Source organism: Nonomuraea sp. NPDC003707 (assembly GCF_053587055.1).
The window spans coordinates 510119-535427 of sequence record NZ_JBSFNK010000005.1 but is presented as its reverse complement, the minus strand read 5'-3'; the positions used below and the strand labels follow the sequence as shown (position 1 = coordinate 535427).

The window sequence follows — 25309 nt, the reverse complement described above, 5'->3', positions numbered from 1 at the left end:
CCCGAGTGGGTCCTCTTCCTTGCCTCTCGTTCAGTGAGCCTGGGTTGCTCACACCATCGAGAATGCCTCAGTGAGGTGCCGCAGGAAGAGGTGAAAACTCCCCGTATAGGTACCTATTCCACGTACGTAGGCAGCCCACGGCAGGGACTGGGGATGCTTTCTGATACGAGGGTGCCCTATGAGGTGGTCTGGGGCACGACGCAGTTGTTGTTCGGGGGCTTCCCCTCCGGCCAGGCGACACCCTTGAACGTCAGCTTTCCCGAGGCCGGGTCCAGCCGGACGACCGGCAGGGCCTTGTCGTACGGGTTGCCCGCGCCGGTCAGGCAGATCAAGCCGCTCGCGCCCTGGATCCGGTAGGCGGCGTGCAGGTCGGCGAGAACGTCCTTGACATCCTGCCGGGAAGGGACCTCCGTGGGGCTGATCGCGACCGCTTTCGCCAGGGCCCGGTGGGCGGTCAGGAGCACGTCGTGGGTGATGATCGTACGCCCGTCCTCGAGCGCCACAGGGCCGATCTTGGCGGTGGCGATGAGGTGCTGGAGCCGGGCCAGGGACTCCTGCGGCTCGGCGAGATAGCGCGGGAGGTCTTCCCGCTTCGGCTTGGAGCCTTTGCGGGTGTTCTCCCGCCACCACTTCTCCACCTCGACGTTCCAGGCGGCGGGGTGGGCCGGGGCGGCGTACTCGACGGACACGGACGGTCTGCCGCCGCCCGGGTCGCCCCGGATGAGTTCGAGGTCCTCGGCGTCCAGGCGGCTGTCGAGTGTCGTCGCGTCGGAGCCGGTGATCACGGTGTAGGACTTCTTGCCGGCGCAGTAGGTGTTCGCCAGCGTCTTGACGAAGAGCTTCAGATGGAAGGCCCGGCCGGCGAAATAGATGAAACGGGCGTTCGACTGACAGATGTTCAAGGCGAAGTCCTGGAACCGGTTCGGCGTGCGGCCGGGCTCCTCGAGGCCGGGTGACTCGTACGTCATGTCCTGGACCCCGGTGCCCTTCTTGCCCTTTCTGGCCTCGGTGAAGGCGTCGCGCAGCGACTTGTCGTAGTTGTCCAGGGGCCGGGTGTCCGCGACGAGCGCGCTCTCGGCGCCCGCCAGCTTCGGGTCGGACTTGAGCAGCGCCTCGGCCTGCTCTTTGGTGGTCGAGACCACGCGGGCGAGGCCGGGGAACGGATCCCCGCTCCGGTCCTGGGTCTCCGGGTTGGCGAAATCAGATGAGGTGACCAGGCTTGCGACGACGGGGATCCCCAGGTCCTTCGTCAGGTGGTGCATCGCGTTCCACGTGTTGGTCAGGCTGAGGTTGAACCCGGCGACGACGCGGAGCTGCGGTTCCCTCTCGGTGAGGTAATCCACGGTCTTCTGCCAGTACCCGTAGTCGCGGCCGGGGTTGGCGAGGACGAGGCGGATCGGGGGCTTCGCGGCGTCGGGGGTGTTGGCCTGAAGCTGGGCCAGATAGGCGCCCTGCACCTCGCTCAGGATCTGCTTGCGCACGGCCGGGATGTCCGACTGCATGGGGATCATCAACGCCACGGTGGCGTACGGTTTCGCCGCGATCCGATTGTTCTCCGCCTCGACGCGCGCGAAGACCTCCGGCATGCCGTCGAGATCCGGCATGAGCACGCCTGTGCCGTCCGACACGCCGATGCAGTCGCGGCCCATCACCACGAGCCCTTCCCCGCAGCTCACCGGCTCCGGCGGCGGGAGGATCACCGCGTACGTGACGAAACCCAGGACGCCCGCGAGAGCGAACATCTCGGTGGTGAGGGTCAGCGGTCCCGGCCCCCTGCGGGGCGGTTTCGGCGCCGGACCCGATCCCAGGGTGACCGGCAGCAGCCGGCTGGGCACCGGCTCGGCGCCGCCGGCGATGACGTTCTCGATGGCCTCTTTCCGCCGTGCGAACAGCGCCGGAATCTCCTTGGCGAGTTCGCCAGGAGAGACGGGCGGATTGGCCCCTCTCGCGACCGGTGCCTCGCCCCGCGCCGAGGTCGCCACGACGACGGGATAGACGCGCAGGCCGCGAGATCCGTGATCGTACGCGGCGAGGAGCGTGTCTCTGATCTTCCGCCGCGCCGGGACGAGGTCGACGTCGGGCAGGAGAATGACGGGACGGCGCACCCGGTTGAGCCGGCGGAAAAGCCCGTGGTGCGCGTTGATATCCGCCAGCAGGGCCTTGACGAGCAGGAGCTCTTTTTCGTCGATGTTGTTCTTGGACGGCTCGATCAGCAGCCGGCGCAGTTCCCTGACGAGCTCCTCGGTGGTCCCCAGCGGCCGTCTGAACGCCTTCTTCCGGTACCAGCGCAGGGTCCAGTGGGCACGGACCTGGAAAGCGCCGAATATGCCGATCACCAGGCCGACAAGGCCGCTCGCCAGGTTTCCGAGGTAGGAGTTGGTGACGACCTTCTTGATCGCCTTGCGGACCTCCTTCAGGATCTTCTGCCGGGCCTTGTCGATCGCCTCCTTGACCTTCTCCTCCAGCTCGGCGTCCAGTTCGCCCAGCTCGGCGAGGCGCTTCTGCTCCGGGTCGCGGAGATTCCAGTTCGCGAGCGCGTACGCGGCTTCGAAGCGGGGGAAGACGAGGGGGAGCCGGTAGGCGGGACGCGAGAGCCTGTGCACGACGGCCCGCAATTCCGCCGCGAACTGCGACAGGTCGGCGTTCGGCGGGGTTGTGCACGGCTCGTTGATCGGCAGGACGCTCGAATACTCTTCGTAGTACTCCGCGGGCCACGATCGAATCGCCTCGAGGTCGGCCGCGTGGTCGTCCGAGGGCTCGCACTGAAGGACCAAAGGCCCGGTCCGGCGGCCGAAACGGACCTTCCTCCGGCGGAGCCGGCGGAGGATCACCAGCTCCGCCAGCGCCGCGTTCAGGTGCTGAGCCACCTCGGCCCCCATCGTCGTCATCTCTGCGCCAGCGAGTGGGTTGGACTTTAACCGGTCGTGACCACGTCGTCACTGGATTTGGAGAAACGCCGAGGTCCTGTACGGCGGCGCTCGCCGTACAGGACGAGGGTTATGCGGGGTCAGTTGGCTTTCTTGTCCTTGTCGGCGAGCGTGCCGCAGGTGAAGCCCTTTTCCCGGTCGGGATCGAGCTGGATGTCGATCAGGATCGTGCTCTCCGAGAACTTGCGGAAGGTCATCAGCTTGTCGCAGTCATAGAAGGCGTATCCGCCCTCGAACTCGCCCAGGAGCATCATCCAGCGCCCGTCGTAGAGCGTCTTGCCGCTGCTGTCCTGGAGCCTGGCCCACTGGTCCTGGAAGCCGAGGCTGTCGAGCAGTGCGTTGGCCTGCCCGGTCTCCTGCACCTGCACGGCGCCGAAGACCATCTGGATGATGAGCGCGTATCCCAGCCCGACCCCCGTGAAGGCCCCGATCAGGACCTTCATCCCGGCGCGGCCGATCGACCTGCGGCGCAGCAGCCGGAAGGGCACCACATAGGCCAGGAAGCCCAGCAGGATCGCGAAGACGACCTCACCACCCCCCAGGTGCTCTTCCACCGCGGTGTACACGTAATAGAGGAATCCCATGTAGGACAGACCGGCCCAGACCGCGGCGATCACGGCGACGATCCACGGGCGTTTCCGGACGGCCTGGAACAGGCGGCCGGCCCAGCCGCGGGTGATGAGGTTGAGCAGCCAGCCCAGGCTGATGAGCAGGCCGATACAGGAGGCGGCGATCAGCGTCAGCGGCAGCAGGGAGCCCAGGAGCCGCCCGAAGAGCACGGACTGGTCTATGCCGGCCTGCTCGGGCGTGATGCCGAAGACGCTGTACATCTCCTTGAAGCCCATGTACAGCAGCGCGTACAGCGTGACACCGGCCGGGACCACCACCGAGCCGATCTTCTCGAGTACGTCGAGGACGCCGCCGCTGTCCTCTTCGCCCTCTGCCGTCGCATTGACGGCCTCGGCCGGGGGAGCGTCCGGCGTCGCCGGCTGAGCCGGAAGCGGCTGATCTAACGGGTAAGACTGATAAGTCATGATAAATCGGAATCCATGCCTGTTTGACGGAGTACGGGAGCAATTGCAAGATCATTGGCCGCTTGAGGGCAGTGCGGATTGACCCCATCCCGATCGCCTTAATGGCGATCCAGCACAAAGCCCTCAAAGCGGGCGGGCCAGGATCTCGGCAAGAGTAGGGGGACGCGGCGACGCCGCAGTCGTCACTTCAACTTCCTCGAAATGTTCCCCTGATCTTCGCTGATCGTCCGAGGTCGCCGCCTCGGCGGCGGCGCTCAGCCCCATACCGTAGCGGTCGAGGCGGCACAGCCGCGACAGAACCCCCTTGATGCCGATATGTGGCTGTAAGCCGCCGGAAGCTGCCACAAGTGCGCGGCGTTTTCACTGACTCGCACATTTACCTGACCGGTCCTGTGGTCAGTCGGAGTCATTCGTGTCATCACGTATTCACCGGCCGGGTGTGTCGTCCGCGTGTTCGCCGATCAGGGGGACGAACCGGGCGGGTGTCAGCAGGCGCTCCTGGACCAGGCGGTCGTGCCGCTTGCCGAAGAGCACGACGGTCTCGTCCAGCTCCGCGTGGATCGGCATGACCAGCCGTCCGCCCTCGGCGAGCTGCTCGGCGAGCGGGGCGGGCACGGTCCGGGCCGTGGCGGACACGAGGACGGCGTCGAAGGGCGCGTGCTCGGGCAGTCCGGCGGTGCCGTCGCCCACCAGTACCTCGACGCCGGTCACCCCGGCCCAGGCGAGGTTGGCCCGCGCGTGCCGGGCCAGGTCGGCGTGGCGTTCCATCGAGTACACCCGGCGGGCCAGGCGGGCGAGCAGGGCGGTCTGGTAGCCGTACCCGGTGCCGATCTCCAGGACCGTCTCCGTGCCCGACAGCCGCAGCGCGTCGATCATCTGCGCGATCAGGGACGGCTGCGAGGTGGGCTGGCCGTGGCCGATCGGGATCGGTTCGTCGAAAGGGGCGCGGTCGGCGTAACGCGGCGGCACGAACCGGTCGCGCGGTGTGGTGGCGAGGGCCGCCAGCAGCCGGGGATCTTCCACCCCGGCCCACTGGGCGGCCTTCACCAGCGTCTCGAACTCCATCGGCGGTCACCCGCCGACGTGCTGCTCCGAGCCATGCCCACCTGCTTCCCCACAGGCCGGGCTCGATGCTGTCGGTGTCAGCAGTTCTTGCCGCTGTTGACGCAGCGGACGATGGTGTTCATGAGCCTGTGCGACATCACGCCGATGGCGCCGGCGTGGTCGGTGCTCGGGTCGTTCTGCTCGCTCGCGGGTCCGTCCACCGCGAAGGGGACGTCTCCTGAGGTGGGCACGTCGTCGTAGGTGAGCGTCATCCGGAGCTGCGGCACGGCCTCGGTGCCGCTGGGGCAGGCGCCGGTCTCGTCAGGGAAGACGAGGTGCGTGCGGTGGTCGGCGCTGTCGAGGTTCTGACCGTCCCAGCAGCTGGGCATGTCGAAGACGCGGACCAGGTCGCTGCCGGAGGGGCAGATCGGATACTTGTCGGTCAGCCGGTCGGTGAAGCCCGTGCAGGTGAACGTCGGGCGGGCGTTCTCAGCGCCGTTGCTGGCCGCCCTGGCGTCGCCGGAGATCATCCTGAGGAACCGCGGCGCCGCCGTCACCTCCGAGGTGAGGTTCCCGCGGTACTCGAGCTTCACAGACGTCGGCTGTACGGGGGTGCCGGCGTTGTTCGTGTCGTCCCCGGCCGCGGATTCGTCGTCGGATCCGCGTACGCGCAGGGTCGGCCAGAAGTAGGCGGACCGGTCGTCGCTGGTGCGGCAGGTGGTGTCCGCGGCGGCCAGGCTCTCGTTGGTCGAGAACGCGTCCGTGGACATGTTGCCCACGTAGTCCTGCCTGAGCTGGGCCCCGTCCGACATGCCCGGGGCGAGGATGAGGTTGTCGGTGTTGGAGTGACCGTCGCGGTTCGTACCGCATCGGGAGGCGTACGTGCCCGTTGAGGCGTTCTCGCCTGCCTCTGGCTGCTCCGCCTTGGGGACGTCACGGATGTCGACGTAGTCGTCGGCCGTGGGCCCGGCATCCGCCGAGTTCTGGGCGTCGTCGAGCGAGCAGGTGGCGAGTTCGTCGAGGCCGGTGGGGCGTTCTGCGACGCGTCCGATGGCTATGGAGATGCGGTCGATGGCGGCGGCGCGTTTGTCGGCGAGTGGGCCGAGGATGGCGTTCTGGACGAAGTTGGCGCCTCCTTCTCCTGCTGAGGTGGCGAGTCGGTCGTTGGCCTCCTGGAGTTGTTTGTCGAGTTGGGCGAGGTTGCGGTCCACCTCGGCCTTGGCGGCGGCCGGGACGTCGGCCAGCTTGTCCGCCACGTTCGGGCAGACGATGGTCTGCGCCGCCGGGGCCGCGGTCTGGCTGCCGCTGGGATCAGGCGTGGCGGAGCCGGTCGCCGGGGGTGCGGTGGTTTGTTCCGGTGGGGTGGCTTGGTCGGATGAGGTTGCCTGGTCGGTCGGGGTGGCTTGGTCGGTCGGGGTGGCCTCCTGGGATGGGGTGGCCTTCTGGGACGGAGCGGCGGCGTCGCCGAGCGAGCAGGTGGCGAGCTCGTTGAGGCCGGTGGGGCGTTCTGCGACGCGTCCGATGGCTATGGAGATGCGGTCGATGGCGGCGGCGCGTTTGTCGGCGAGTGGGCCGAGGATGGCGTTCTGGACGAAGTTGGCGCCTCCTTCTCCTGCTGAGGTGGCGAGTCGGTTGTTGGCTTCTTGGAGTTGTTTGTCGAGTTGGGCGAGGTTGCGGTCGACCTCGGCCTTGGCGGCGGCCGGGACGTCGGCCAGCTTGTCCGCCACGTTCGGGCAGGAGATGCCCTCAGTCGCGACCGTGCTCAGATAGACATCCACCGCCCCGGTCTGCGCGTACGGCGGAGAGCCTGACAGGACGAGCGCGACGCTTCCGCTCAGGCAAACCGCCCCCAACCACGGCCTGAATCGTCTTTCCCCCGATGGACTCCACATGCGACCACTCCCTCCGGTTTTGTCGTGGGCAAGGAAAGTCCGATCTTCGACAGGTACGGGGGTTCTTACGGGAGGGTTCACCCGCATGCGTCCGGGAAGGGCCGCCAGACCTCCTCCTACCAGCGCGAATGCGTATTTATACACATTTGCGGATTGAACCCGGCGCGAGGCGCGGGTCGTACAACCGGGCGTCGAACACCGCTACGGGCCTCACCCCTGAGGCAACTGAAAGGGTCAATCATGACGAAGCGCATCCTCACCGCCTCCGGCCTCGCGCTCGCCACCGCGCTGATCGCCGCCTCCGTCAGCCCGGCCATGGCACAGGCGGACACGCAGTCGAGCACCGACGTCTATCTGGCGGCGACGCTGCTGGGCAAGAACGAAGTACCCGCCCCCGGCGCGAAGGTGGGTGACCGGAACGGCAGCGCGATCGCCGTGTTCCGCATCCACGGACAGCAGGTCGACTATGCGATCCGGTGGCAGAAGGTGGCCGCGCCGACCGCGTTCCACATCCACCGGGGCAAGTCCGGCAAGAACGGCGACGTCAAGATCCCGTTCTTCGGCGCGGCCCTGCCCGCCTCGCTCAGCGCCGTCAAGGGCACCGTCACGGTCAAGGACTCGGGCCTGCTCGCCAGGATCGCGAACAACCCCAAGGGCTGGTACGCCAACCTGCACACGGGCGAGTTCCCCGGCGGCGCCGTCCGCGCCCAGCTGCACCGGGTACGCCCAGTTTCGCTCGACTCGGTGCTGGCCGCCGGCTCGTCCCACCACACGCTCACCGCGCTGGCCGACGGCCGCCAGGAAGTGCCCGCGCCCGGCACCAAGGTCGGCGACCAGGACGGGCGCGCCGCGTGGCTCGTCTGGGTGAAGGGCACCAAGGTGCACTTCGCCACCGCCTGGAAACGCGTCGCCCCGCCCACGAACGGCCACGTCCACCGCGGCGTGAAGGGCAAGAACGGCCCGGTGGTCGTGGACTTCTTCGCCGCCGCCAACGGCCTGCCGGCCGGCGTCAACGGCATCGCCGGCACCGGCACCGCCTCGGCCAAGGTCGCCGACGGCATCAAGCACAACCCCAAGGGCTGGTACGTCAACCTGCACACCGCGGAGTTCCCCGGCGGCGCGGTGCGCGGCCAGCTCCACAACGGTGGCTGGTAGCGGCGCACGCGAACGCGCCGCGCGGGATCTCGCCCGCGCGGCGCGTTCGCGTGTCCCGGCTCAGGCGCTGATCAACGCCACCAGGACGAGGATCGAACCGCCCATCACCACCGTGTGCCGGACGTTCTGCAGACCCGGCATCACCCAGCTCGGGAAGCCGCTGCCGGCCGCCTTCAGCAGCGCCGGCACGTCGACGCGCCGGAGCATCGGGTCGCCCTTGCGCTCGAAGGCCTTCCGCACGGACGTGGCGGCGGTCAGCTGGCTGTAGAGGATGAGGACGTTGCCGACGAGCACGAGCGGCTGGAAGGCCCAGGACAGGACCTGCCCCCAGTGGTTTCCCATCAGGTTGAGCACGGCCAGGGCCGTCATGATCAGCGCGACCGTGGCGGGCACGATGGTCTCGTGGCCACTGGCGTCGAAGCTGATGTTGTTCTCTTTCAGGATGCGGGCGGGGACGCCCTGACGCTCCAGCTCCCGCACCGCGGCGACCCCTGCCTCGCGGCCGTAGCGGTGGCGTACGAGGGGGATGCTCACGAAGCCGAGAGCGATGAGCAACTGCAGAACGGCGGCGAAGGTCATCATGGCGGGGGCTCCTCATCGGGGGTGCTTCTCGATGAGGAAGACGATGCCGACCACCGCTGCTCCCGGGCTGACCGCGCGCTGTCACGGCCCTGCCGTCACGTATCAGCGACATCCCGCTCGGCAGAGCCTGGGCCCTATGGCAAATGGGACCGTGCCACACCGGCACCCGGAGCCTCACCGTGCGCTGGAACCCCTGACGTGCAGCTACGTAGGTACCTACGTAGTCCGGAATAGGTGCCTATATGGGGATTTTTCACCTCTTCTCCAGGGGGCCCACCGAGGCATTCTCGTGGTGTGAGCAATTCACGCTCACCTGAAGAGAGGACCGGAGGGAACCGGACGGCAGCCACCTCAGCTGCCACACGGGGTGCAGGGCAATGAACAGCGTTACGCGGACCAGCAGCCACACGACGGCCACCAGCCACAGCCCGGCAACACGCCGCACGGCTTCGTGGTGGCTGACGCCTGACCTCAGCTCGGTGCGTACCGCTCGCCGGCTGACCCGCGACAAGCTGACCGACTGGGGCTTCGACGACCAGATCGAAGTCGCGGAGCTCCTCGTCAGCGAACTGGTCGCCAACGCGCTGGACCACGCCCACGGACACGTCCGCCTCGGCTTCTCCGCCGAGAACGGCCTGCTGCGCTGCGAAGTCGAAGACGAGAACCCCCAGCTGCCCACCATGCGCACCGTCGACCTCGACGCCGAGCGCGGACGCGGGCTCTTCCTGGTCGACATGCTCTCCGGCTCCTGGGGCGGTACCCCCACTCCCCGCGGCAAGGCCATCTGGTTCGAACTCCCGACATTCGCCGAAGCCGAAGCCGACCCCTTCGAGGCATTCACCCCGATGGCAGCCTGAGAAACAGACAGGCCGGTTCCGCGTGGGAACCGGCCTGTCTGAGGCGGGGCGGTCAGGCGGACACCGCCACAGACTCCCGGTCCCTGGCGGGCCTGGGGAGCATCGTGAGCGCCGCCGCCAGGCCGACCGCGGCCAGCAAGGTCGAGCCCAGGAACGCCATCCGGTAGCCCGAGACCAGCGCCTCCGGCGCGGGGGAGCCGCCCGTGACGCCGGCCGCGACGGCCACCAGCACCGCGATGCCGACCGAGATGCCCACCTGCGTCGTCACGTTGAACAGGCCCGACACCATCCCCGACTCCTCCGGCGAGGCGTCCGAGGTGGCGGCGACGGTCACCGCGCCGACCAGGAGGCCGAAGCCGAAGCCGGTCAGCAGCTCGGCGGGAAGCAGGACCAGCAGGTAGTCGCCCTGCACCCCCACCCGCAGGTAGAGCGCCGCGCCCACCAGGATGAAGGCCATGCCGGCGGCCGTCGTCGTGCGCAGGCCGTACCTGGTCAGCACGCGTCCGCCGAGGAACGAGGCGGTCAGCGCGATCGTCGCGGGGATCGCCAGCGTCGAAAGGCCCGACAGGGTAGCGCTGTAGCCGAGCACGAGCTGGGTGTAGAGGCTGAGCAGGAAGGCCACCGGCTGCATCGCCATGGCCACCAGGAACATGATCACGTTGCCGGCGCGGAGCGTGCGCCTGCGGAAGACGTTCAGGGGGACGAGCGGGTTGGCCGAGCGGTACTCGATGGCGAGGAAGGCGACGATGAGGGCGATCGCGACGGCGCCGACGCCGAGCGTCCTGGCCGAGGTCCAGCCCGCCTCCGCCGCGTCCACCAGGGCGTAGATGAGCAGGCCCAGCCCGGCGGTCGAGGTGACGGCCCCGGCCACGTCGAAGCCGCGGGTCCGTTCGGCGGAGCGCGCGGCGGGCAGCAGTACGAGCGCCAGCGCGGCGACGCCCAGCCCGATGGGCGCGTTCACCAGGAACACGGAACGCCAGCCGAACCAGTCGGTGAGCAGCCCGCCGAGCACCAGCCCGGCCGAGGCGCCCATGCCGCCGACGGCGCCCCACAGCCCCATCGCCTTGTTGAGCGCAGGGTCGCCCTTGAAGATCGTCATCACCAGTGACATCCCGGCGGGCGCCACCAGCGCGCTGGCCAGCCCCTGCACCGCCCGTACGGCGATCAGCAGCACGCCGGACGCGGCCACGCCGCCGATCAGGGACACCGCGCCGAACAGCAGCATCCCGGCGATGAAGATCCGGCGCCTGCCCACGTAGTCGGACAGCCGCCCGCCGAGCAGCAGCAACCCGCCGAACACCAGCGAGTACGCCGTCGTCGTCCACGACAGGTCCTGGGCGTTCATGCCCAGCTCACGACCCATGTGCGGCATCGCGATGCCCACGATCGTGGAGTCCAGGATCAGTACGAACTGGGTGGTGGCCAGTAGCGAGAATGCGGCCCATTTGTTCTTCATGACCAAGTCTTCCTAGGGGAACGATTTGTAACAGTGGCCATGATGTGTGACCATCGAGGTCAACCGGAAGAAGGCACTTTCATGTCCCAGAGGAACACCGCTGTACCAGAGCAGCTCAGGACGTTGGACGACGCGCAGGCGATGATCGAGCAGGGCTTCTGCCCCATCCCGCCGCGCGAGATCCTGGACAAGATCGCCGGGAAGTGGGCCATCCAGATCGTCGTGGTGACCGCTCGCGGGCCGAGGAGGTTCACGGAGCTGGAGCGGGAGATCGAGGGCATCAGCCGTCGCATGCTCACCCTCACCCTGCGCAATCTTGAGCGCGACGGGCTGCTGGAGCGCACGGTCTATCCGACGGTGCCGCCCAAGGTCGAGTACCAGGCCACGCCGATGGCGCTGGAGCTGTACGAGGCCATGCTGACGCTCACCAACTGGTCGCGGAAGCACAGCGCGTGCGTGGCCGCCTCCCGGGAGCGATACGACGCCCGCCAGGCCGCGGAGGACACGCCGGGCTTCGTACCCGCTCCGGGACGCTTCCCCGCCACCGTCTGAGCCCGGCCCGCCGGCCTACTCCCGATCGCCCTCCCGCCCAAGCGCCCCCGTCCCGCCCGACGCGCCTGGGGCTCCTGGTCCATTCGGCTCGCTCGGCTGAGGGTCTGGCGTCACGGGCTCCGAGAGCGACGCCGCCCGAGCCGTGCGCTCACCCGGCTCGGGCCCGTGACCCGCAGCCCCGTGAGCCGTGGCCTCGTCCGCTGATGGCGCATCCGGCGCGGCGGCCGTAGGTGCGTCCGGCGCGGGGGCGTTCCCTGAGGGCGCGTCCGGGGCGGGCGCGGGGGTGCCGGGCTGTGGCAACGGGGGCCGGGGCGCGGCAGGCTTGCGGCGTAGTGCGCGCCCGACCCCCCGTACCGAAGCCACCACCAACCGCCCCGCACTCCCCAGCAGCAACGGCACCAGCAGCACCCCCACGAAGATGGGTGAGGCCATGTACCGGAAGTCCTGCGCCGAGATGTTGGCCAGCACCGTGAGCTGCTGCCCGGCCACCACGGCCGCCACCCCCAGCACGTACCGGTTCCGCAGCGCCAGCGCCCCAAGCGCCACCGCCAGGTACGACACGTACGCCCACAACGCCCCCCGCCACAGCACCCAGTCGTACTGCGGCGCCAGCGCCCCGGTCAGCCACGGATCGGCCACCTGGTTCAGCTCCCACGACTTCGGCCGCAGCGAGTAGACCCACCGTCCCGGGAAGTCGGGCACCTTGTTCGGCCCGACGTAGGTGTCGGCGTTGGGCCGCAGCGAGAACCGGTACGTCATCCCGCCGATGGCGAACTCGTCCTGCACGGGCCGCCACGCGATCGCCCCACGGCACAGCCGGGTGTCGATGATCATGCGGGGTTCGGAGATCAGCAGCCGTTTCCACAGGTCGAGCAGCTCGGAGGCGTGCGCGTCGGCCTGCGGCCAGCTGAAGTCCCGCCGCCAGATCAGCGGGTTGATCGTGTAGCAGGTGCCGCCGTCCCACCACCGCGTCAGCGGCGCCACGGTGGCCATCAACGCCTTGTCCTGCTCGGTGAACAGCTCGGGACGGTCCCGGTACGCCACCGCGATGTCGCCGAAGGCCGTGTGGTACACGTACGTCTTGGACGGGGCCATGATGCCGAACTGCGGGAAGACGAGGTTCGTGAGCACGAGCGGCAGGGCCGCGGCGAAGGTGCCGGCGAGCAGCAGCCGTACGCGCATGGTCGTGACGATCGCCAGCAGCGCGAGGACGGCGACGCCCACGACGAGGAAGCCGTTCGCCCGGAAGAGCCCCAATGTCGTGAAGAGCAGCCCGAGCCCGACCAGCGTGGGCACGGTGACGGCGCGTCTGGCCGCGATCCGGGCGCACACGCCCGCGACGGCGATCGCGCAGATCGTGAACGGCACGTCCTTCCACAGCGTCACCGAGAACGCGCCCACGGGCGGCGCCAGCGGCATGAGCATCGCCACGAGCGTGGTCGGCAGGCGTGGCGCGCCGAGCGCCTTGAGCGACTGAGCCAGGTACGTCAGCGCCGCCGCCATGGCGGTGGTCTGCGCGAACGTGACCGCGCCCAGGTCACCCGTCTTGGTGAAGCTCAGCGACAGCAGCGCGTCGTAGAGCACCGAGTGGTCGCTCACCCAGGGGCCGACGACGGTGTGGCTGAGGTAGAGGACCGAGTCGCGGCTGAACAGGCCGGGGTAGAAGGCCGCCCACCAGCAGGCGAGGACGGCCTGAATGATCAGAAAGGTCGGGATCGCGACCCACGGCCTTGGTTTCGCGGTGCCCATGGCCCGTCAGGGGTAGCTCACTCCGGGCTCGGGTTTCTTGCCGCGTAGCAGGGTCGGCACCGTGACGAGGTGATAGCCCTGCTTCTTGAGCTCCTTGAGGATGGACGGCATGGCCTTCACGGTCGCCGGGACCGTGTCGTGCATAAGAATCACTCCGTCGCGCTTGGCCAGCCTGAGCACGGCGGCCTTGATCTTCTTGGCGTCACGCAGCTTCCAGTCGAGCGTCGTGCCGGTCCAGAGCACCTGCGCGAGCTCCACCTGGTCGGCCAGGCCCAGCACGCGGTCGTCGGTGTGCCCGTACGGCGGGCGGAACATCGCCGGCCGCAGCCCCGTGGCCTGCTGGATGGCTTCCTGCGTGGTCTTGAGCTCGTCGAGGATCTGGTCGTCGAGCAGTGTCGGCAGGGAGGCGTGCGACCAGGTGTGGTTGCCGATCGCGTGTCCCTGCGCCAGCGTCTGCCTGGCGATCTGCGGCCGCTGCTCCACCTGCTTGCCGACCAGGAAGAACGTGGCCTTGACCCCCTCCTGCTTGAGAAGCTTGAGCAGGGTCGGGGTGCCCTCGCCCGGACCGTCGTCGAACGTCAGCGCCAGGCACTTGACCCGGTCACAGTCGACCGTCGCCGCCTGGGCGGGCAGCGAGGTCGTGGCCAGCACGGCCGCCAGCAGGGCATGAATCACCACGGATCACAGCCTAAAGCCAATGCGCGCACACCGTTGAACACCCCCACGTCTCGGTCTGAACACGCTCATCTCCCGAGCCGGGCCCGCAGGAACAGCGTGACGCCCTTGAGCGACTTGACCGGCAGGTACCGCTCGGCCCGCACGACCGCCGACAGCCCCGCGTTGACCAGGAGCGGCATCTTCCGCAGGTCGCTGCCCCTGGACCGGCGCCGGTGCCGGGCGACGAGGGGACGGAGCAGCACGTTCCAGCTCCAGACGCGATCGACCTTCAGCCCGGCCTGCTCCACCACGACGGTCAGCGATTCGCGGGCGTAGCGGCGCACGTGCCCGACCGCGTCGTCGTGGGCCGACCACAGTGCCATGTCGCACGGGACCGCGATCAGCGCGTGTCCGCCGGGCGCCAGCACCCTGGCGATCTCCTCCACGACCAGGTGGTCCTCGCGAACGTGCTCCAGCACGTCGAACGCGGTCACCAGGTCCAGGCTCCCCGGCTCGAACGGCAGCGCCCGCGCGTCGGCGCGCACGGCCTTGAGCCCGCGCTGCCTGGCCACCTCGACCGCCGTCGCGCACGAGTCCGTCGCGGTCGCCTCCCAGCCCGCCTCGACCAGCACTCTGGTGTTCCCGCCGCCGGCGGCGCCGATGTCCAGCGCCCGCCCGGGACGGCCCAGCCCGCGCAGCTCCCTGCGCAGGATGGCCCGGCGCTCGCGGTACCACCAGTGGCGGTCCTCGAGCGCGATCAGGCGGCGGATCTCAGTGGTTTCCATCGATCAGTTCCTCGTACGGGAGAAGACCCAGCGGTCCAGGGCGGTGAAGCGGATCAAGGTGAGCAGGCAGTACGTGCCGGCGACCGCGCCGACCTCCGTCAGCCGCCCGGCGTCACGGGGCAGCGCGAGCACGGCCATGGTGGTGAGGGCGTAGTTGGCCAGGAAGAGCGTCGCCGCCCGCACGTGCATGGCGGTGCGCCGGTGGAATGTCCAGCGGCGGTTCGCCTCGGTGCCGACGACTCCGGTGAGGACGAGTGCGGCGAAATTCGTCATTGCCGGCGACCAGATATCGCGCAGCGGCAGATAAATGAGCGCGTACAGAATTGCGGAAACAATGCCTATCACGGCGAACGAGGTGAATTTCGCCGGCGTCACCGCGCGGGGCCGCGCCACGACCGCGTCCGGGTGCGTGGGTGTGAGCTCGGACCGCGCCACCTCCACGCGGGCCCGGCCCATCGACATCGACCAGGCGACCCTGGCCAGCCCCTTCAGGTCGTCGACGGCCGTCCTGACGATCTTCACGCGCGAGTCGGTGTCCTCGATCCAGTCCACCGGCACCTCGTGCACGCGCAGGCCGTTGTGCTCGGCCAGCAGGAGCAGCTCGGTGTCGAAGAACCACGAGTCGTCCTCGACCTTGGCCATCAGCGGCCTGACCACGTCGGCCCTGGCCGCTTTGAAGCCGCACTGTGCGTCGCTGAAGCGGACGCCGAAGCCGTACCTGAGCAGGGCGTTGTAGCCCCGCGACACCACCTCGCGGCGCAGCGAGCGGCGGGTGCGCGCGCCCCGCGCGAGCCGCGTCCCGATGGCGATCTCGGAGTGGCCGCCGGCCACTGAGGCGACCAGCGGGAACAGGGCGCCGAGGCCGGTGGACAGGTCGACGTCCATGTACGCCACGATGTCGGCGGGGCTGTCCTGCCAGGCCGCGCGCAGGGCCGCGCCCCGGCCCCGGATGTCGAGCCGGCGGACGTGTACGCGCTCGAACTGCCCGGCCAGCTCGTTGGCGACCGGCCAGGTGGCGTCGGTGCTGCCGTTGTCGACGATCGTGATGCGCCACGGCAGCGGGAAGCCGTCGCCGAGGAAGCGGGCCAGCGTGCGGATGCAGCCGGGCAGGGCGCGTTCCTCGTTGAGCACGGGGATGACGATGTCGACGCTCGCCGGCCGGGCCGTGGTGTCGAGAACGCGGGGGCTCGGCTCCGTCGCGGCACGCGTTTTCATGGGAGTTCCTGATCCTGATCGGTGGCCGTACGTCCACGAAAATGCTCCTGGGGCCGTCCAGCGTGGCGCGGGCCGTTTCTCCGCAGCATTCCGTGAGGGGGAGAGACTTTTACCGGGCGGTGAGCCGGTAAACGGAGAAGGACGAATTGCGGAAGCGCAGTCGCGCGTATTTCCCCAATTCCGGGTTCATCCCGGTGAAGAGCCACTTGACGCCGTAGACCTCGGCGAGGCGCCGGACGTTCTCCGCCGTGGGCGCCCGGAAGACCGCGTCGTTCGCCGCCAGCCGTACGGGATCCGCGAACGGCACCTCGAGATACGGCGAGACGAACAGCTCGGCCCGCGACAGCGTGCTCTCCGCGTACGCCCATCCCTCGACCAGCACCCGCCGCTCGGTGAACCCCGACACCCAGTAGTGCCGGCTGTCGCACCCGGGCGCTTCGACCGGGCGGCAGTGCAGGTCGGTGGCCACCACGTCGCCGGGCGAGGAGTGCGCACGCAACCACCGCCCCGCCCTCAGCGCCCCCGCGGGGATCTCCGTCTCGCGGCCCTCCGGCACCACCCGCAGGACCAGCTCGCGCGCGGAGGCCGGCACCGCGTACCCCGCCAGCAGCGCCACCACCGCCAGCACGGCCCCGCGCCGCCACACCAGCACCGCCGCCGCCACCACCCCGAGCACGAGGTACGGCACCACCACCCGCACCGCCGCGTCCCCGGGCACCACGATCCACGTGGCGAGCAGCGCGACCCCCGCCCCCGCCGCGACCATGCCGACCGACATGGCCCACGGCACCCGCCGCCCGGCCACCCCGCACACCGCGGCGACCGACAGGTAGGGCCGGACGCTCTCCAGGAAGTAGAGCTGCGAGTCCGACGGATGCCCGAGCAGCGCCGCCGCGCCGACCCCCGCCGCCCCCATGCCGAGCAGCAGCGACATGGACGGCTCCAGCGCCCGCCGGCCCAGGGCCGTCACCCCGCCCCACACGCAGAGCAGGCAGAACAGGTGCACGACGGTCAGGACCAGCAACGGCGTCACCGGCACGGCGGCCAGCTCGGGCGCCGCCACGCCCGTCACCAGCCCCCAGAGCCCCCGCATCGCCGCGAACGGCGCGATGGTCGTCCCCTGGGACCCCCGCCCGAACACCACGAGCTGCGCGACCAGCAGGCACGCCAGCGTGATCCCGGCCACGCCGAGCCACGCGCCCGGCACCCGCCGCTCCACCGCCCACCGCACGGCCACCACGACCAGCAGCCCCGCGAGCAGCAACGGCAGGAACGTGGCCTTCGCCCCGGTCAGCGCCAGCAGCAGCACGACCAGCGCCGCCCAGCACCGCCGCCCGCCGGTCAGCAGCAGCAGCACGGGCGCGAACAGCAGCGCCCCGAACGTCTGCGTCGGGCTGGCCCAGGCGGTGAACATCGGCCGCGTCGTGAAGACCACGTCCTCCTGAAGGACCGGCCCGAGCAGGAAGTACGTGACCCCGGCCGCCGCGACCCCGGCGCCCCAGCTCCCGCCCAGCCGCCGCCCGAGCACCGCCACCAGCACGACCATGGCCGCCGTCATCGGCAGCGTGGCCAGCCGGTAGACCAGCGTCACCGGCTCGATCCCGGTCACCCAGCTCGTGGCGGCCAGCTCGGCGTAGACGAACCAGTGGTAGGAGAGCCGCTCGCCCAGCACGGACGGCAGCGTGGGCGGCACGTGGTGCTTGACCTCGCCGACCAGCGCCAGGTGGTAGGGCAGGTCCACGTACGCGGCGGAGACCGGCACCCGGTAGAGGTTGAGCGTGCTCCACGCGATCAGGTAGGCGACGACCGCCGCCAGCGCCCACGCGCACCATGCGGGCATGCGCTCCCCGGCGGCCCCGCCCCGCCAGTGCCGCCGCAGCCGGGGCACGCAGGCGAACGCGCAGAGCACCCCCGCGGACGGCACCAGCACGAGCAGCGGCACCCCGGCCGCCCTGGCCGGGAGGTAGGCCAGGACCTCGACCGCGTACCCCATCGCCAGCCCCGCCGCGACGTCCTCGGCCGTCGACCTCCCGCCGCCGGTCAGCGCCCGCCACAGCAGCGTCCCGGGCAGCGCCACCCCGGCCCCGAGGTAGGCCGCGAAAACGGCCAGGTCGCGGGCGGAGACCCCGCAGCACAGAAACACCACCACCGCACCGGCGCACACGACCCCCGCGGGCACCCACCCGAGCCACCGCCCGGACGACGCCGGCCACCGGGCGAGCCAGGCCGTGGGGGGCGCGAACGTCATCTGATCACGGTCACCAGTCGCGTGAACTCGGCCGGGAGATCGAACCCGTCCCACACCCGATGGAAGCTCAGCGCGCTCCCGATCGGTACCATGCGATCGACCCCGCGCCCGCCCAGCTCCCTGGCCAGCCGCTCCAGCTCGGCCCTGGCGAACCCGAAGTGCGTCATCGTCTGGTCCCGCCGCTCGACCAGCGAGCCCAGCTCGGCCAGCGACCCGAGCCTGGCGTGCGCGAACGTACCGGCGCCCAGCCACTGCCTGGGCGCGGCGGCGGCGGCCGACAGCGTGACGTTGGCCAGCGCGTTGCCCCGGAACTCGATGCTCTCCGCCAGCCCGTCGGCGGCCAGGCCGTAGGTGGAGACCCGTTTCTCCACGGCCATCGCGGCGTCGACTCCCCACCCCCGGACCGTGACCACGCGCGACACGTGCTCGCAGAAGTCGGCCCGCGCCGTGTCGCAGTCGCCCTCCGCGCCCACCCAGAACACCGTCCTGGGCGAGGAGCAGGCGGCCTGGTCGAACCAGTAGGTGTCGTTGACGAAGCCTTCGGCCACGGTGACCCGCGCGGCCCTGGGCGCGCACAGCCAGGCCGCCGCGCCCACGACGGCGAACGAGGAGCGGTCGGGGAAGACCAGGTCGCGGGCGTGCGGGGCGAGTGAGTGCCGCCGCATCTCCTGCACGGTGCGGTCGCCGCCCCACACCACCCGCAGGTCGCAGGCGGCGGAGAGCGCGGCGGTGACGGAGTCGCTGCGGCCGTAGGAGACGATGCGCTGGGTCGCCGCTATGACGGGGTCGGCGTCGGCCAGCGCGTCGTGCAGCGTCTCCAGGATGACCTCGGCGACCGCGCCGGAGCGCGGCGAGAGGCGCACGATGTTGCGGTTTCCCATCAGGGCCGACAGGGCCCAGGAGTAGACGAAGACGGTGTCGACGTTGGCGGGCGGGATGTGGAAGACCATGCCGCGCGGGACGCGTACGTGCTCGTTGGCGAGGCCGTCGACGGTGCGGGCCAGCTCGCTGGGGCGCAGGAAGAAGCCGAGCGAGCCCAGCTCGGGATGGCGCCGCGCCAGCGCGGGCCGCAGAAGCCGCTTGCCGAAGCCCGAGAGGAACTCGCGCACCCGCTCGTCGCCCACGTCGAGCCCGCCGCGCAGCTCACCCAGCAGGTCCTCGGCGGACACCGGAGCGGCGGCGGGAAAACGCACGTCGAGCTTCGGGTCGTCCAGCATCAGCCCCGCCCCATGGTGTCGCTGCAGCCGCGCGCCTCGGCCCTGGGCAGCCTGCCCAGCACCTCGAACCGCTTGCCCGGCCAGTGTCCGTCGTCGACGCCGTGCACCACGCCCAGGTCCTCGGTCAGCAGGACATGGCCCGGGTAGGACGTGGGCAGCGTGCTGACGACCTCGATCAGCCCCGGCTCGCCGACGGGGACCTCCTGCCAGGTCTCCGGATCGCGGACCACGACATCGGCGAAGTCGGGGCAGTAGAGCCCGTCGCCGTCGGGCCCCTCCAGGAAGACGGTCCCGATCTGCTCGACCATCCCGTAGAAGTTGTGCACCCGGGTCAGCCCGCACTCGGCCGCCAGCCGCCGCCGGAACTCGGCGTTGTCGACCGCCTGCTCGGCCAGCCGCTTCCACCCGCCGGAGTGGACCAGCACCCCCTGCGACAGGTCCGCCCCGAGGTCGCGCAGGTGGAGCCAGACCATGAACGTGAACCCGAAGATCAGGAACCGCTCGCCGCCGTAGCGGGCCAGGAACCCCTTGACCGCCTCGGCGTCCACCCGGCCCCGCTCGTCGAGCACGAACGTGTGGTCCCTGCCGAAGTTCATCATCCCGAGCACCCCGGCCCCGCGGGCGCTCAGCGTGGGGTCACGGACGACCGAGCGGCTGTCCACGACCAGCATCGGCAGCCGCCGCCCGCCCAGCACCTCCCTGAGCGTGGCCGCCAGCATCCGCGGCTGCGTCGCGGCGGCCTCGCGGTCGAGGTAGACCCGGCTCGGCCGCTGCCCGGTGGTCCCGCTGGAGGTCAGCACCCTGAACACCTGGTCCTCGGGCACGCTGCGCAGCTCGTGCGTCTTGAACAGCCGCACCGGCAGCCAGGGCAGGTCCGCGAGCCGCTCGTACGGGGGGCCGGCCTGAATGGCGTCGAGCACCCGCCGGTAGGGGGCGCACGCCCGCCGATGCCGCTCGGTCAGCGCCGCCAGCTCGCCCACCAGCGCTGCCTCCCGCTGGGGCTCCGCCAGACTGAAAACGCTCATCCGCCACCCTCCGCCGTCATGTGCGGGACTCCAGGGCGCGGTAGTCGATCTTGCCGGTGGCCAGGAGCGGGAGGCTGTCGACGGCGCGCACGTCGAACCCGCTCCAATGGACCCGCAGCTCGGCGCCCAGCTTGCGGGCCAGGCCCGCGCGGCCGGCCGCGTCGAGGCCCTCGGCCCACACCGTCACGCGGTCGTCGCCGCTGGTCGCCGCCACCGGGACGGAGCCGCGCAGCAGGCGTTCGACGTCGTCGAGGTTGACCCGCACGCCGAAGATCTTGGCGATGCGTTTCAGCCGCCCGGTGAGGTAGAGGAAGCCCTCGGAGTCGAGCCGGCCCAGGTCGCCGGTGCGCAGCACCCCGCCCAGGTCGTCGCCCCTGGCCAGGTCGGCGGCCGTCTCGGCGTAGCCCATCATGACGTTGGGCCCGTGGTAGACGACCTCGCCCTCGTCGACGGTCAGCCGCCCGCCGGGGATGGCCGGCCCGGCGGAGCCCGGTTTGTCGGCCAGCCGGTCGGGAGGCAGGACGGCGATCCGGGCCGTCGCCTCCGTCTGCCCGTACATCACGAAGAACCGGTCGGCCTGGCCCGCGAACTCCTGGACCAGGTCCTGGCCGAGCCGCCCGCCGGCCTGCGTGAGCGTGGCGAGCGCGGGGTGCTCGGAGCGGTCGTAACGCAGCCTCCGCAGCATCTCGTACTGGTAGGGGACGGCGGCCAGCGACGTGCACCGGTGGGCGTCCAGATGGGTCCAGAACGACCGCTCCAGCAGCCCCGCCTCCGTCAGCATCACCGTCGCCCCGACGATCAGGTGGCTGTTGAGCACGGACAGCCCGTAGCTGTAGTGGAGCGGCAGGCTGGTGGGCGCGATCTCGTCGGGGTCGATGGCCAGGGCCGTGGCGATGGCGGTGGCGTTGGCCAGCACGGCCTGGCGCGACAGGCGTACGAGCTTGGGGTTGCCGGTCGAGCCCGAAGTGGCGAGGAGCACGGCGAGGTCGGGATGCGGCTCGGGCACGTCGCGGCGCGGCGGCGGCGAGCCGTCGGCCGCGTGCGTGAACCCGAGCAGCGCCGCCGGCCTGAACCGGCCCACCAGCTCGGCCAGCGCCCCGGGAGCCAGGTCGGGGTCGAGCAGCGCGATCGGCCGGCCCGACCGCCAGGCGGCGAGGTAGCGCAGGACGGACGTGACGTTGTTGCGCATGCCGCAGAACAGCGGCCCGGGCCGCAGCCGGGTCAGGGCCTCCGCGGTGCGCGCGACGTGGCCGGCCAGCTCGTCGCCGCCGAGGCCCGCCGCCTCTCCCGCGACGACGAGCCGGGCCTGTGGGTGCGGGAACATCACAGCACCAGCCCGCCGTCGACGCCGATGACCTGGCCGGTGACGAAACCCGCGTCTGGCGAGAGCAGGAACGCGGTCACGCGGGCGACGTCGGCGGGCGTGCCGAGCCGCCCGAGCGGGGTCGCGGCGACCGTGGCCACCCGGCTCTCCTTGTCGAGCGTGGCGAGCATGTCGGTCTGGATGTAGCCCGGGGCCACGGCGTTGATCCGGATCCCGGCGGGCCCCAGCTCCTTGGCGGCGGCCTTGGTGAGGCCGATCACGGACGCCTTGGTGGCGGAGTAGACCGCCTGGCCCGCGCCGCCCATGCGGCCCATCATCGAGGAGACCAGGACCACCGCGGGGGAGCTGCCCCGCCGCAGCAGCCTGAGCGCGGACTGCAGCGTGTACGTCGCGCCGACCGCGTTGACCTGGAAGAGCCGTTGGACCGTGTCGTGGTGGGCCATGCCGAGCGGGCCGGCCGCGTGGATGCCGGCATTGATCACGAGGGCGTCGAGGCGGCCGTGGCGCTGGTAGATCTGCCGCATCACGGCCGAGACGGCGGCGGGGTCGCCGACGTCGCAGGCGACCGAGTCGGTCACCCCGCCGGTCTCCTCCGCGACCTCGGCGGCGGCCTTCGCGGCGCGCTCCTCGCCGCGGCCGTGGAGCACCACGTCGTGGCCCGCCCCGGCCAGAGTGACCGCCACGGCCCGGCCGATGCCCGCCGTCGAGCCGGTGACCAGGACGACCCTGGGCTCAGCCGGCGGCGGCGCCGACGCCATGCTTCTCCAGCAGCCCGGCCGCCTTGGCGAACGAGCTCATGTCGATCATCTCGTCGGTGTCGATCATGACGGAGAACTCGTCCTCCATCGCGGCGATCAACGCCATGTGGGCCAGCGAGTCCCACTGGGGGATGGCGCGGTATTCGAGCCCGTCGACGTAGGTGTCGGCCGGAAGGTTGAGCGCGCTGCGGAAGACGGCCCGCAGGCGGTCGAGATGACTCATGATCACTCACTCTCTGTCCTCAAGCCACGACGTAGTGTAGCGGGAATTGCGCGCCAGGAGAAAACCAAGACCCCCTCTCGGGTAATGGAACCGTATAACGAGGCGTGGCACCCGTTGAGGGCTGGGAATGTCGGACGGGACACGGTCCACCGTACGGGGGGAATGATGGACGAATCCAATCACTGGTACGGGCACTCTCGCATAATCGGCCGATACTGCGGCCTTCCGGATGAGACGCCGAAACGCATCCAGGGCTTCCTTCAGCACGGATGGAACTATCTCCACGGATTTCCGCCCAACGACCACTGGTGCAGCCCTGGATATCCCCGTTTCATCTGGTCTGACGTGCTACATCGCCGGGGTTGGTCGATGGGCCGCAGGGGGCACTACCTCATCGGCGCGCCATGGATATACCTCCTTCATCTGGAGCCTGAGCTGGGCGTGGTCCCCGAACGCAAGGGTACGATCTGGTATCCCTTTCATGGCTGGGAAAAGCATTCCGTCAGTGGTGACCATGCCCGGTTGGCCGACGAAATCCGAAATGTCGAGACCGGTCCGGTCACGGTCTGCCTTTATTGGCTGGAATTCGCGAATCCGGACATTCGGCGAGCGTACGAATCGAGGGGATTCCGGGTCACCTGCCATGGCGAGCGCGGCTCCCGGTGGGAGGGAAAGGGACGCGACTTCCTGCGCAAGCAACTGGTCCAGTTGCGACGCCACCGCAGGGTGGCCTCCAACCGGCTCGGCAGCGCGCTGTTCTACGGCGCCTCGGTGGGATGCGAGGTGGCGGTGTACGGGGATCCGATGCAGTTCGAGGACGAGCGTCCCGAGTACGGGGGGACGGCGCGCCGCATGCGGCTCTGGCCGGAGCTGCACGGCACGCGCGTCGACACCGAGCTGGCGTCGGAGGTGGCGCGGCGCGAGCTGGGATTCGAGTATCAGGCGACACCGGAGGAGCTACGGCGAATGTTCGGATGGAAACGGGGGGCGCGCACGTGATCACGGGGGAGGCGCCCGAGAACGTTCGGTTGATCGGCGGGGAGATGCTGCTGTGGTCCGACATGTCCAACATGGGCGGCATAACGGACTGGCGGGGCACGGCACTGGAGCTGGTCGGCCGGCTCGTCCCCGACAGCGGCAGGGTGCTGCTGGTCGGCCCGCATCCGCAGGTGCTGGTGGACGACGTGGTCGCGCGGGCCCCGTCGGCGGCCGTGCTGCTGCGCTCCTACCCTGACGCCTGTGCCCTGGGCGAACGGCACCCGGGGCTGGCGGTGTTCTGCGGGCGGCTGGAGGTGTTCGCCGCGGAGCAGCCGTACGACCTGGTGCTGGCCCTCGACGGGCTGCTGCGCACGCACTCCGCGGAGGCTTCGGCGGCGGCGTGGAGCGAGTCGCTGGCGGCGCTGGCCGAGCTGGTCGCGCCCGGGGGGCGGCTGGTGCTCGGCGTACGCAACGACCTGGGCGTCGATCGGTTCCTGGAGGCCAGGCCCGCGGACCGGGAGGGCGCCGACGACCAGTGGGCGCCGCACGGCTTCGACCCGAGCTACCCCAGCGGGCCCGAGGCGCTCGACCGCGGGCTGGAGTCGGCGGGGCTGCGCGTGCGGCGGTGCTACGCGGCGTATCCGGGCAGGCAGGCGCCCCGGGCGCTGCTGTCCCGCGAGGCGCTGGCCGCCGACCTGCCGGACGCCCTCACGTTCCCGCTGAGCGCGCGTGGCGGCGACCGCATGCTGGTGGCCGACCCGCTCCGGCTGACCCGCCTGGTGTTCCGGCACGGGCTGGGCGAGGAGCTCGCGCCGCTCTGGCTGGCCGTGGCCACCGCCGCTTCAGACGATGACGACCACGTGGAGCTGCCGTTGGGGCTGGTCGAGGAGGGCTCCGCCCTGTACGAGCTCACCGCCGGCGGCGCCAGGCGGCTGCCGGACGGCGAGGAGCTGCCGATCCCGGCCGGCCGGGTCGTCGAGGAGATCCTCGTCGAGGCGTGCGTCCGCGAGGACGTCAGGACCGTGCGCGAGCTGCTGGCCCGGCTGGCCGAATGGCTGGAGGCGGGCGGCGACGTGACGGCCGCGACCGACAGCCTGGTGTACGACGGCGAGCGGTTCGCGGCCATCAGCCCAGCCGCCGAGCCGTCCACCCCGCCCGGCCCGAAAGTCGTCCTGTGCCGGATCCTGTGGCGGTTCGCGGTCAGGCTGCTGGCGGCCGGTCACCACCACCCGTGGCCGTGGCCGCTGGAGGCCGACCAGCTCGCGCTGACCCTGTGCGGCATGGCCGACCGTCCCTGCGACCAGGGCGACCTCGACCGTGCCCGCAAGCTGGACGTGGAGCTGGGCTGCCCCGCCGAGGTGGCGGAGCACGCGCCCACGTACCGGGATCTGCTGGGCGCCCGGGACCGCCTGGCCGACCAGCTCACCGCGGCGCTGGCCAGGATCTCGCGCCTGGAGACCAAGCTCTCCTACCGCGAACGCGAGCTGGTCAGGGCGAAGGCCAAGCTACGCAGGACCCAGCGCAAGGCCAGCGCCTTCCGCAGGACGCTCGGATATCGCCTCTCCCGCCGCCTGGCGCGCCCCGGCAAGGTCGCCCGCAAGGTCATCCGCCTCCTGTCCGGCTGATACAGC

General features: G+C 70.6%; 21 protein-coding genes. 5 read left to right on the top strand and 16 right to left on the bottom strand.

Annotated features, from left to right (window positions below; all coding sequences use genetic code 11):
• Nucleotides 1-176: 176 nt before the first annotated feature.
• The 4 genes from ACWDRB_RS16390 to ACWDRB_RS16375 form a co-directional block, all read right to left on the bottom strand.
• Nucleotides 177-2888: a hypothetical protein gene (locus tag ACWDRB_RS16390; RefSeq protein WP_449894534.1), complete on the bottom strand. Its 2712-nt coding sequence runs from the start codon at nt 2886-2888 to the stop codon at nt 177-179.
• A 119-nt stretch (nt 2889-3007) separates the two neighbouring features.
• Complete coding sequence (locus ACWDRB_RS16385) at nt 3008-3961, bottom strand: hypothetical protein (protein ID WP_449894532.1); 954 nt, start codon at nt 3959-3961, stop codon at nt 3008-3010.
• Between the two features lie 426 nt (nt 3962-4387).
• On the bottom strand, nt 4388-5026 hold the full coding sequence (locus tag ACWDRB_RS16380) for a protein-L-isoaspartate(D-aspartate) O-methyltransferase (RefSeq protein ID WP_449894530.1): 639 nt from the start codon (nt 5024-5026) through the stop codon (nt 4388-4390).
• Nucleotides 5027-5103: 77 nt separating this feature from the next.
• Nucleotides 5104-6783, bottom strand: coding sequence for a DUF1996 domain-containing protein (locus ACWDRB_RS16375; protein ID WP_449894528.1), 1680 nt, complete (start codon nt 6781-6783; stop codon nt 5104-5106).
• Nucleotides 6784-7137: 354 nt separating this feature from the next.
• On the opposite strand from ACWDRB_RS16375, the gene ACWDRB_RS16370 reads away from it, so the two are divergent.
• On the top strand, nt 7138-8052 hold the full coding sequence (locus ACWDRB_RS16370) for a CHRD domain-containing protein (protein WP_449894526.1): 915 nt from the start codon (nt 7138-7140) through the stop codon (nt 8050-8052).
• A 60-nt stretch (nt 8053-8112) separates the two neighbouring features.
• Here ACWDRB_RS16370 and ACWDRB_RS16365 read toward each other — a convergent pair whose 3' ends face one another.
• A complete protein-coding gene (locus tag ACWDRB_RS16365) occupies nt 8113-8634 on the bottom strand; it encodes a hypothetical protein (protein ID WP_449894524.1) in 522 nt (173 codons plus the stop codon).
• Nucleotides 8635-9011: 377 nt separating this feature from the next.
• Between ACWDRB_RS16365 and ACWDRB_RS16360 the strand changes: the two genes are divergently transcribed.
• Nucleotides 9012-9491, top strand: coding sequence for an ATP-binding protein (locus ACWDRB_RS16360; RefSeq protein ID WP_449894522.1), 480 nt, complete (start codon nt 9012-9014; stop codon nt 9489-9491).
• A 52-nt stretch (nt 9492-9543) separates the two neighbouring features.
• On the opposite strand, the gene ACWDRB_RS16355 is transcribed toward ACWDRB_RS16360, so the two are convergent.
• The gene (locus ACWDRB_RS16355) at nt 9544-10947 is read right to left on the bottom strand and encodes an MFS transporter (protein ID WP_449894520.1); all 1404 of its coding nucleotides are present in this window, start codon (nt 10945-10947) and stop codon (nt 9544-9546) included.
• Nucleotides 10948-11028: 81 nt separating this feature from the next.
• On the opposite strand from ACWDRB_RS16355, the gene ACWDRB_RS16350 reads away from it, so the two are divergent.
• Nucleotides 11029-11499, top strand: coding sequence for a winged helix-turn-helix transcriptional regulator (locus tag ACWDRB_RS16350; protein WP_449894518.1), 471 nt, complete (start codon nt 11029-11031; stop codon nt 11497-11499).
• 15 nt (nt 11500-11514) lie between these two features.
• On the opposite strand, the gene ACWDRB_RS16345 is transcribed toward ACWDRB_RS16350, so the two are convergent.
• From ACWDRB_RS16345 to ACWDRB_RS16300, 10 genes are all read right to left on the bottom strand, one after another.
• Nucleotides 11515-13248: a hypothetical protein gene (locus tag ACWDRB_RS16345; protein WP_449894516.1), complete on the bottom strand. Its 1734-nt coding sequence runs from the start codon at nt 13246-13248 to the stop codon at nt 11515-11517.
• A 6-nt stretch (nt 13249-13254) separates the two neighbouring features.
• Nucleotides 13255-13926, bottom strand: a complete 672-nt coding sequence (locus ACWDRB_RS16340; protein WP_355190350.1) for a polysaccharide deacetylase family protein — start codon at nt 13924-13926, stop codon at nt 13255-13257.
• A gap of 65 nt (nt 13927-13991) precedes the next feature.
• Complete coding sequence (locus ACWDRB_RS16335; protein WP_350731117.1) at nt 13992-14690, bottom strand: class I SAM-dependent methyltransferase; 699 nt, start codon at nt 14688-14690, stop codon at nt 13992-13994.
• Nucleotides 14691-14693: 3 nt separating this feature from the next.
• On the bottom strand, nt 14694-15905 hold the full coding sequence (locus ACWDRB_RS16330) for a glycosyltransferase (RefSeq protein WP_449894512.1): 1212 nt from the start codon (nt 15903-15905) through the stop codon (nt 14694-14696).
• A 109-nt stretch (nt 15906-16014) separates the two neighbouring features.
• Entirely contained in the window at nt 16015-18153 is a 2139-nt protein-coding gene (locus tag ACWDRB_RS16325; RefSeq protein WP_449894510.1) for a hypothetical protein, read from the bottom strand.
• A complete protein-coding gene (locus tag ACWDRB_RS16320; protein WP_397371306.1) occupies nt 18150-19370 on the bottom strand; it encodes an acyl-CoA reductase in 1221 nt (406 codons plus the stop codon). Before ACWDRB_RS16320 ends, ACWDRB_RS16325 begins: the two co-directional genes overlap by 4 nt.
• Nucleotides 19370-20395 (bottom strand): LuxE/PaaK family acyltransferase, encoded by a 1026-nt coding sequence (locus tag ACWDRB_RS16315; protein WP_449894508.1) that lies wholly within the window; start codon nt 20393-20395, stop codon nt 19370-19372. The genes ACWDRB_RS16320 and ACWDRB_RS16315 overlap by 1 nt, the downstream gene beginning before the upstream one ends.
• A 16-nt stretch (nt 20396-20411) precedes the next feature.
• Nucleotides 20412-21719, bottom strand: coding sequence for an AMP-binding protein (locus tag ACWDRB_RS16310; protein WP_449894506.1), 1308 nt, complete (start codon nt 21717-21719; stop codon nt 20412-20414).
• Nucleotides 21719-22477 carry an SDR family NAD(P)-dependent oxidoreductase gene (locus ACWDRB_RS16305; RefSeq protein ID WP_449894504.1) on the bottom strand — a complete coding sequence of 253 codons (759 nt, stop codon included), beginning with the start codon at nt 22475-22477 and terminating at the stop codon, nt 21719-21721. The genes ACWDRB_RS16310 and ACWDRB_RS16305 overlap by 1 nt, the downstream gene beginning before the upstream one ends.
• The gene (locus ACWDRB_RS16300; RefSeq protein ID WP_350731131.1) at nt 22452-22700 is read right to left on the bottom strand and encodes an acyl carrier protein; all 249 of its coding nucleotides are present in this window, start codon (nt 22698-22700) and stop codon (nt 22452-22454) included. The genes ACWDRB_RS16305 and ACWDRB_RS16300 overlap by 26 nt, the downstream gene beginning before the upstream one ends.
• A gap of 369 nt (nt 22701-23069) precedes the next feature.
• On the opposite strand from ACWDRB_RS16300, the gene ACWDRB_RS16295 reads away from it, so the two are divergent.
• Together ACWDRB_RS16295 and ACWDRB_RS16290 are read left to right on the top strand one after the other, a co-directional pair.
• Nucleotides 23070-23699, top strand: coding sequence for a hypothetical protein (locus tag ACWDRB_RS16295; RefSeq protein WP_449894501.1), 630 nt, complete (start codon nt 23070-23072; stop codon nt 23697-23699).
• A complete protein-coding gene (locus ACWDRB_RS16290; RefSeq protein ID WP_449894499.1) occupies nt 23696-25303 on the top strand; it encodes a hypothetical protein in 1608 nt (535 codons plus the stop codon). Before ACWDRB_RS16295 ends, ACWDRB_RS16290 begins: the two co-directional genes overlap by 4 nt.
• Nucleotides 25304-25309 lie beyond the last annotated feature (6 nt).

What these genes read in the sequence shown, in the direction of transcription:
- ACWDRB_RS16390 (WP_449894534.1), bottom strand. Translation starts at nt 2,888, where the DNA reads ATGACGACGATGGGGGCCGAGGTGGCTCAGCACCTGAACGCGGCGCTG.
- ACWDRB_RS16385 (WP_449894532.1), bottom strand. Translation starts at nt 3,961, where the DNA reads ATGACTTATCAGTCTTACCCGTTAGATCAGCCGCTTCCGGCTCAGCCG.
- ACWDRB_RS16380 (WP_449894530.1), bottom strand. Translation starts at nt 5,026, where the DNA reads ATGGAGTTCGAGACGCTGGTGAAGGCCGCCCAGTGGGCCGGGGTGGAA.
- ACWDRB_RS16370 (WP_449894526.1), top strand. Translation starts at nt 7,138, where the DNA reads ATGACGAAGCGCATCCTCACCGCCTCCGGCCTCGCGCTCGCCACCGCG.
- ACWDRB_RS16365 (WP_449894524.1), bottom strand. Translation starts at nt 8,634, where the DNA reads ATGATGACCTTCGCCGCCGTTCTGCAGTTGCTCATCGCTCTCGGCTTC.
- ACWDRB_RS16360 (WP_449894522.1), top strand. Translation starts at nt 9,012, where the DNA reads ATGAACAGCGTTACGCGGACCAGCAGCCACACGACGGCCACCAGCCAC.
- ACWDRB_RS16355 (WP_449894520.1), bottom strand. Translation starts at nt 10,947, where the DNA reads ATGAAGAACAAATGGGCCGCATTCTCGCTACTGGCCACCACCCAGTTC.
- ACWDRB_RS16350 (WP_449894518.1), top strand. Translation starts at nt 11,029, where the DNA reads ATGTCCCAGAGGAACACCGCTGTACCAGAGCAGCTCAGGACGTTGGAC.
- ACWDRB_RS16345 (WP_449894516.1), bottom strand. Translation starts at nt 13,248, where the DNA reads ATGGGCACCGCGAAACCAAGGCCGTGGGTCGCGATCCCGACCTTTCTG.
- ACWDRB_RS16335 (WP_350731117.1), bottom strand. Translation starts at nt 14,690, where the DNA reads ATGGAAACCACTGAGATCCGCCGCCTGATCGCGCTCGAGGACCGCCAC.
- ACWDRB_RS16330 (WP_449894512.1), bottom strand. Translation starts at nt 15,905, where the DNA reads ATGAAAACGCGTGCCGCGACGGAGCCGAGCCCCCGCGTTCTCGACACC.
- ACWDRB_RS16325 (WP_449894510.1), bottom strand. Translation starts at nt 18,153, where the DNA reads ATGACGTTCGCGCCCCCCACGGCCTGGCTCGCCCGGTGGCCGGCGTCG.
- ACWDRB_RS16320 (WP_397371306.1), bottom strand. Translation starts at nt 19,370, where the DNA reads ATGCTGGACGACCCGAAGCTCGACGTGCGTTTTCCCGCCGCCGCTCCG.
- ACWDRB_RS16315 (WP_449894508.1), bottom strand. Translation starts at nt 20,395, where the DNA reads ATGAGCGTTTTCAGTCTGGCGGAGCCCCAGCGGGAGGCAGCGCTGGTG.
- ACWDRB_RS16310 (WP_449894506.1), bottom strand. Translation starts at nt 21,719, where the DNA reads ATGTTCCCGCACCCACAGGCCCGGCTCGTCGTCGCGGGAGAGGCGGCG.
- ACWDRB_RS16305 (WP_449894504.1), bottom strand. Translation starts at nt 22,477, where the DNA reads ATGGCGTCGGCGCCGCCGCCGGCTGAGCCCAGGGTCGTCCTGGTCACC.
- ACWDRB_RS16300 (WP_350731131.1), bottom strand. Translation starts at nt 22,700, where the DNA reads ATGAGTCATCTCGACCGCCTGCGGGCCGTCTTCCGCAGCGCGCTCAAC.
- ACWDRB_RS16295 (WP_449894501.1), top strand. Translation starts at nt 23,070, where the DNA reads ATGGGCCGCAGGGGGCACTACCTCATCGGCGCGCCATGGATATACCTC.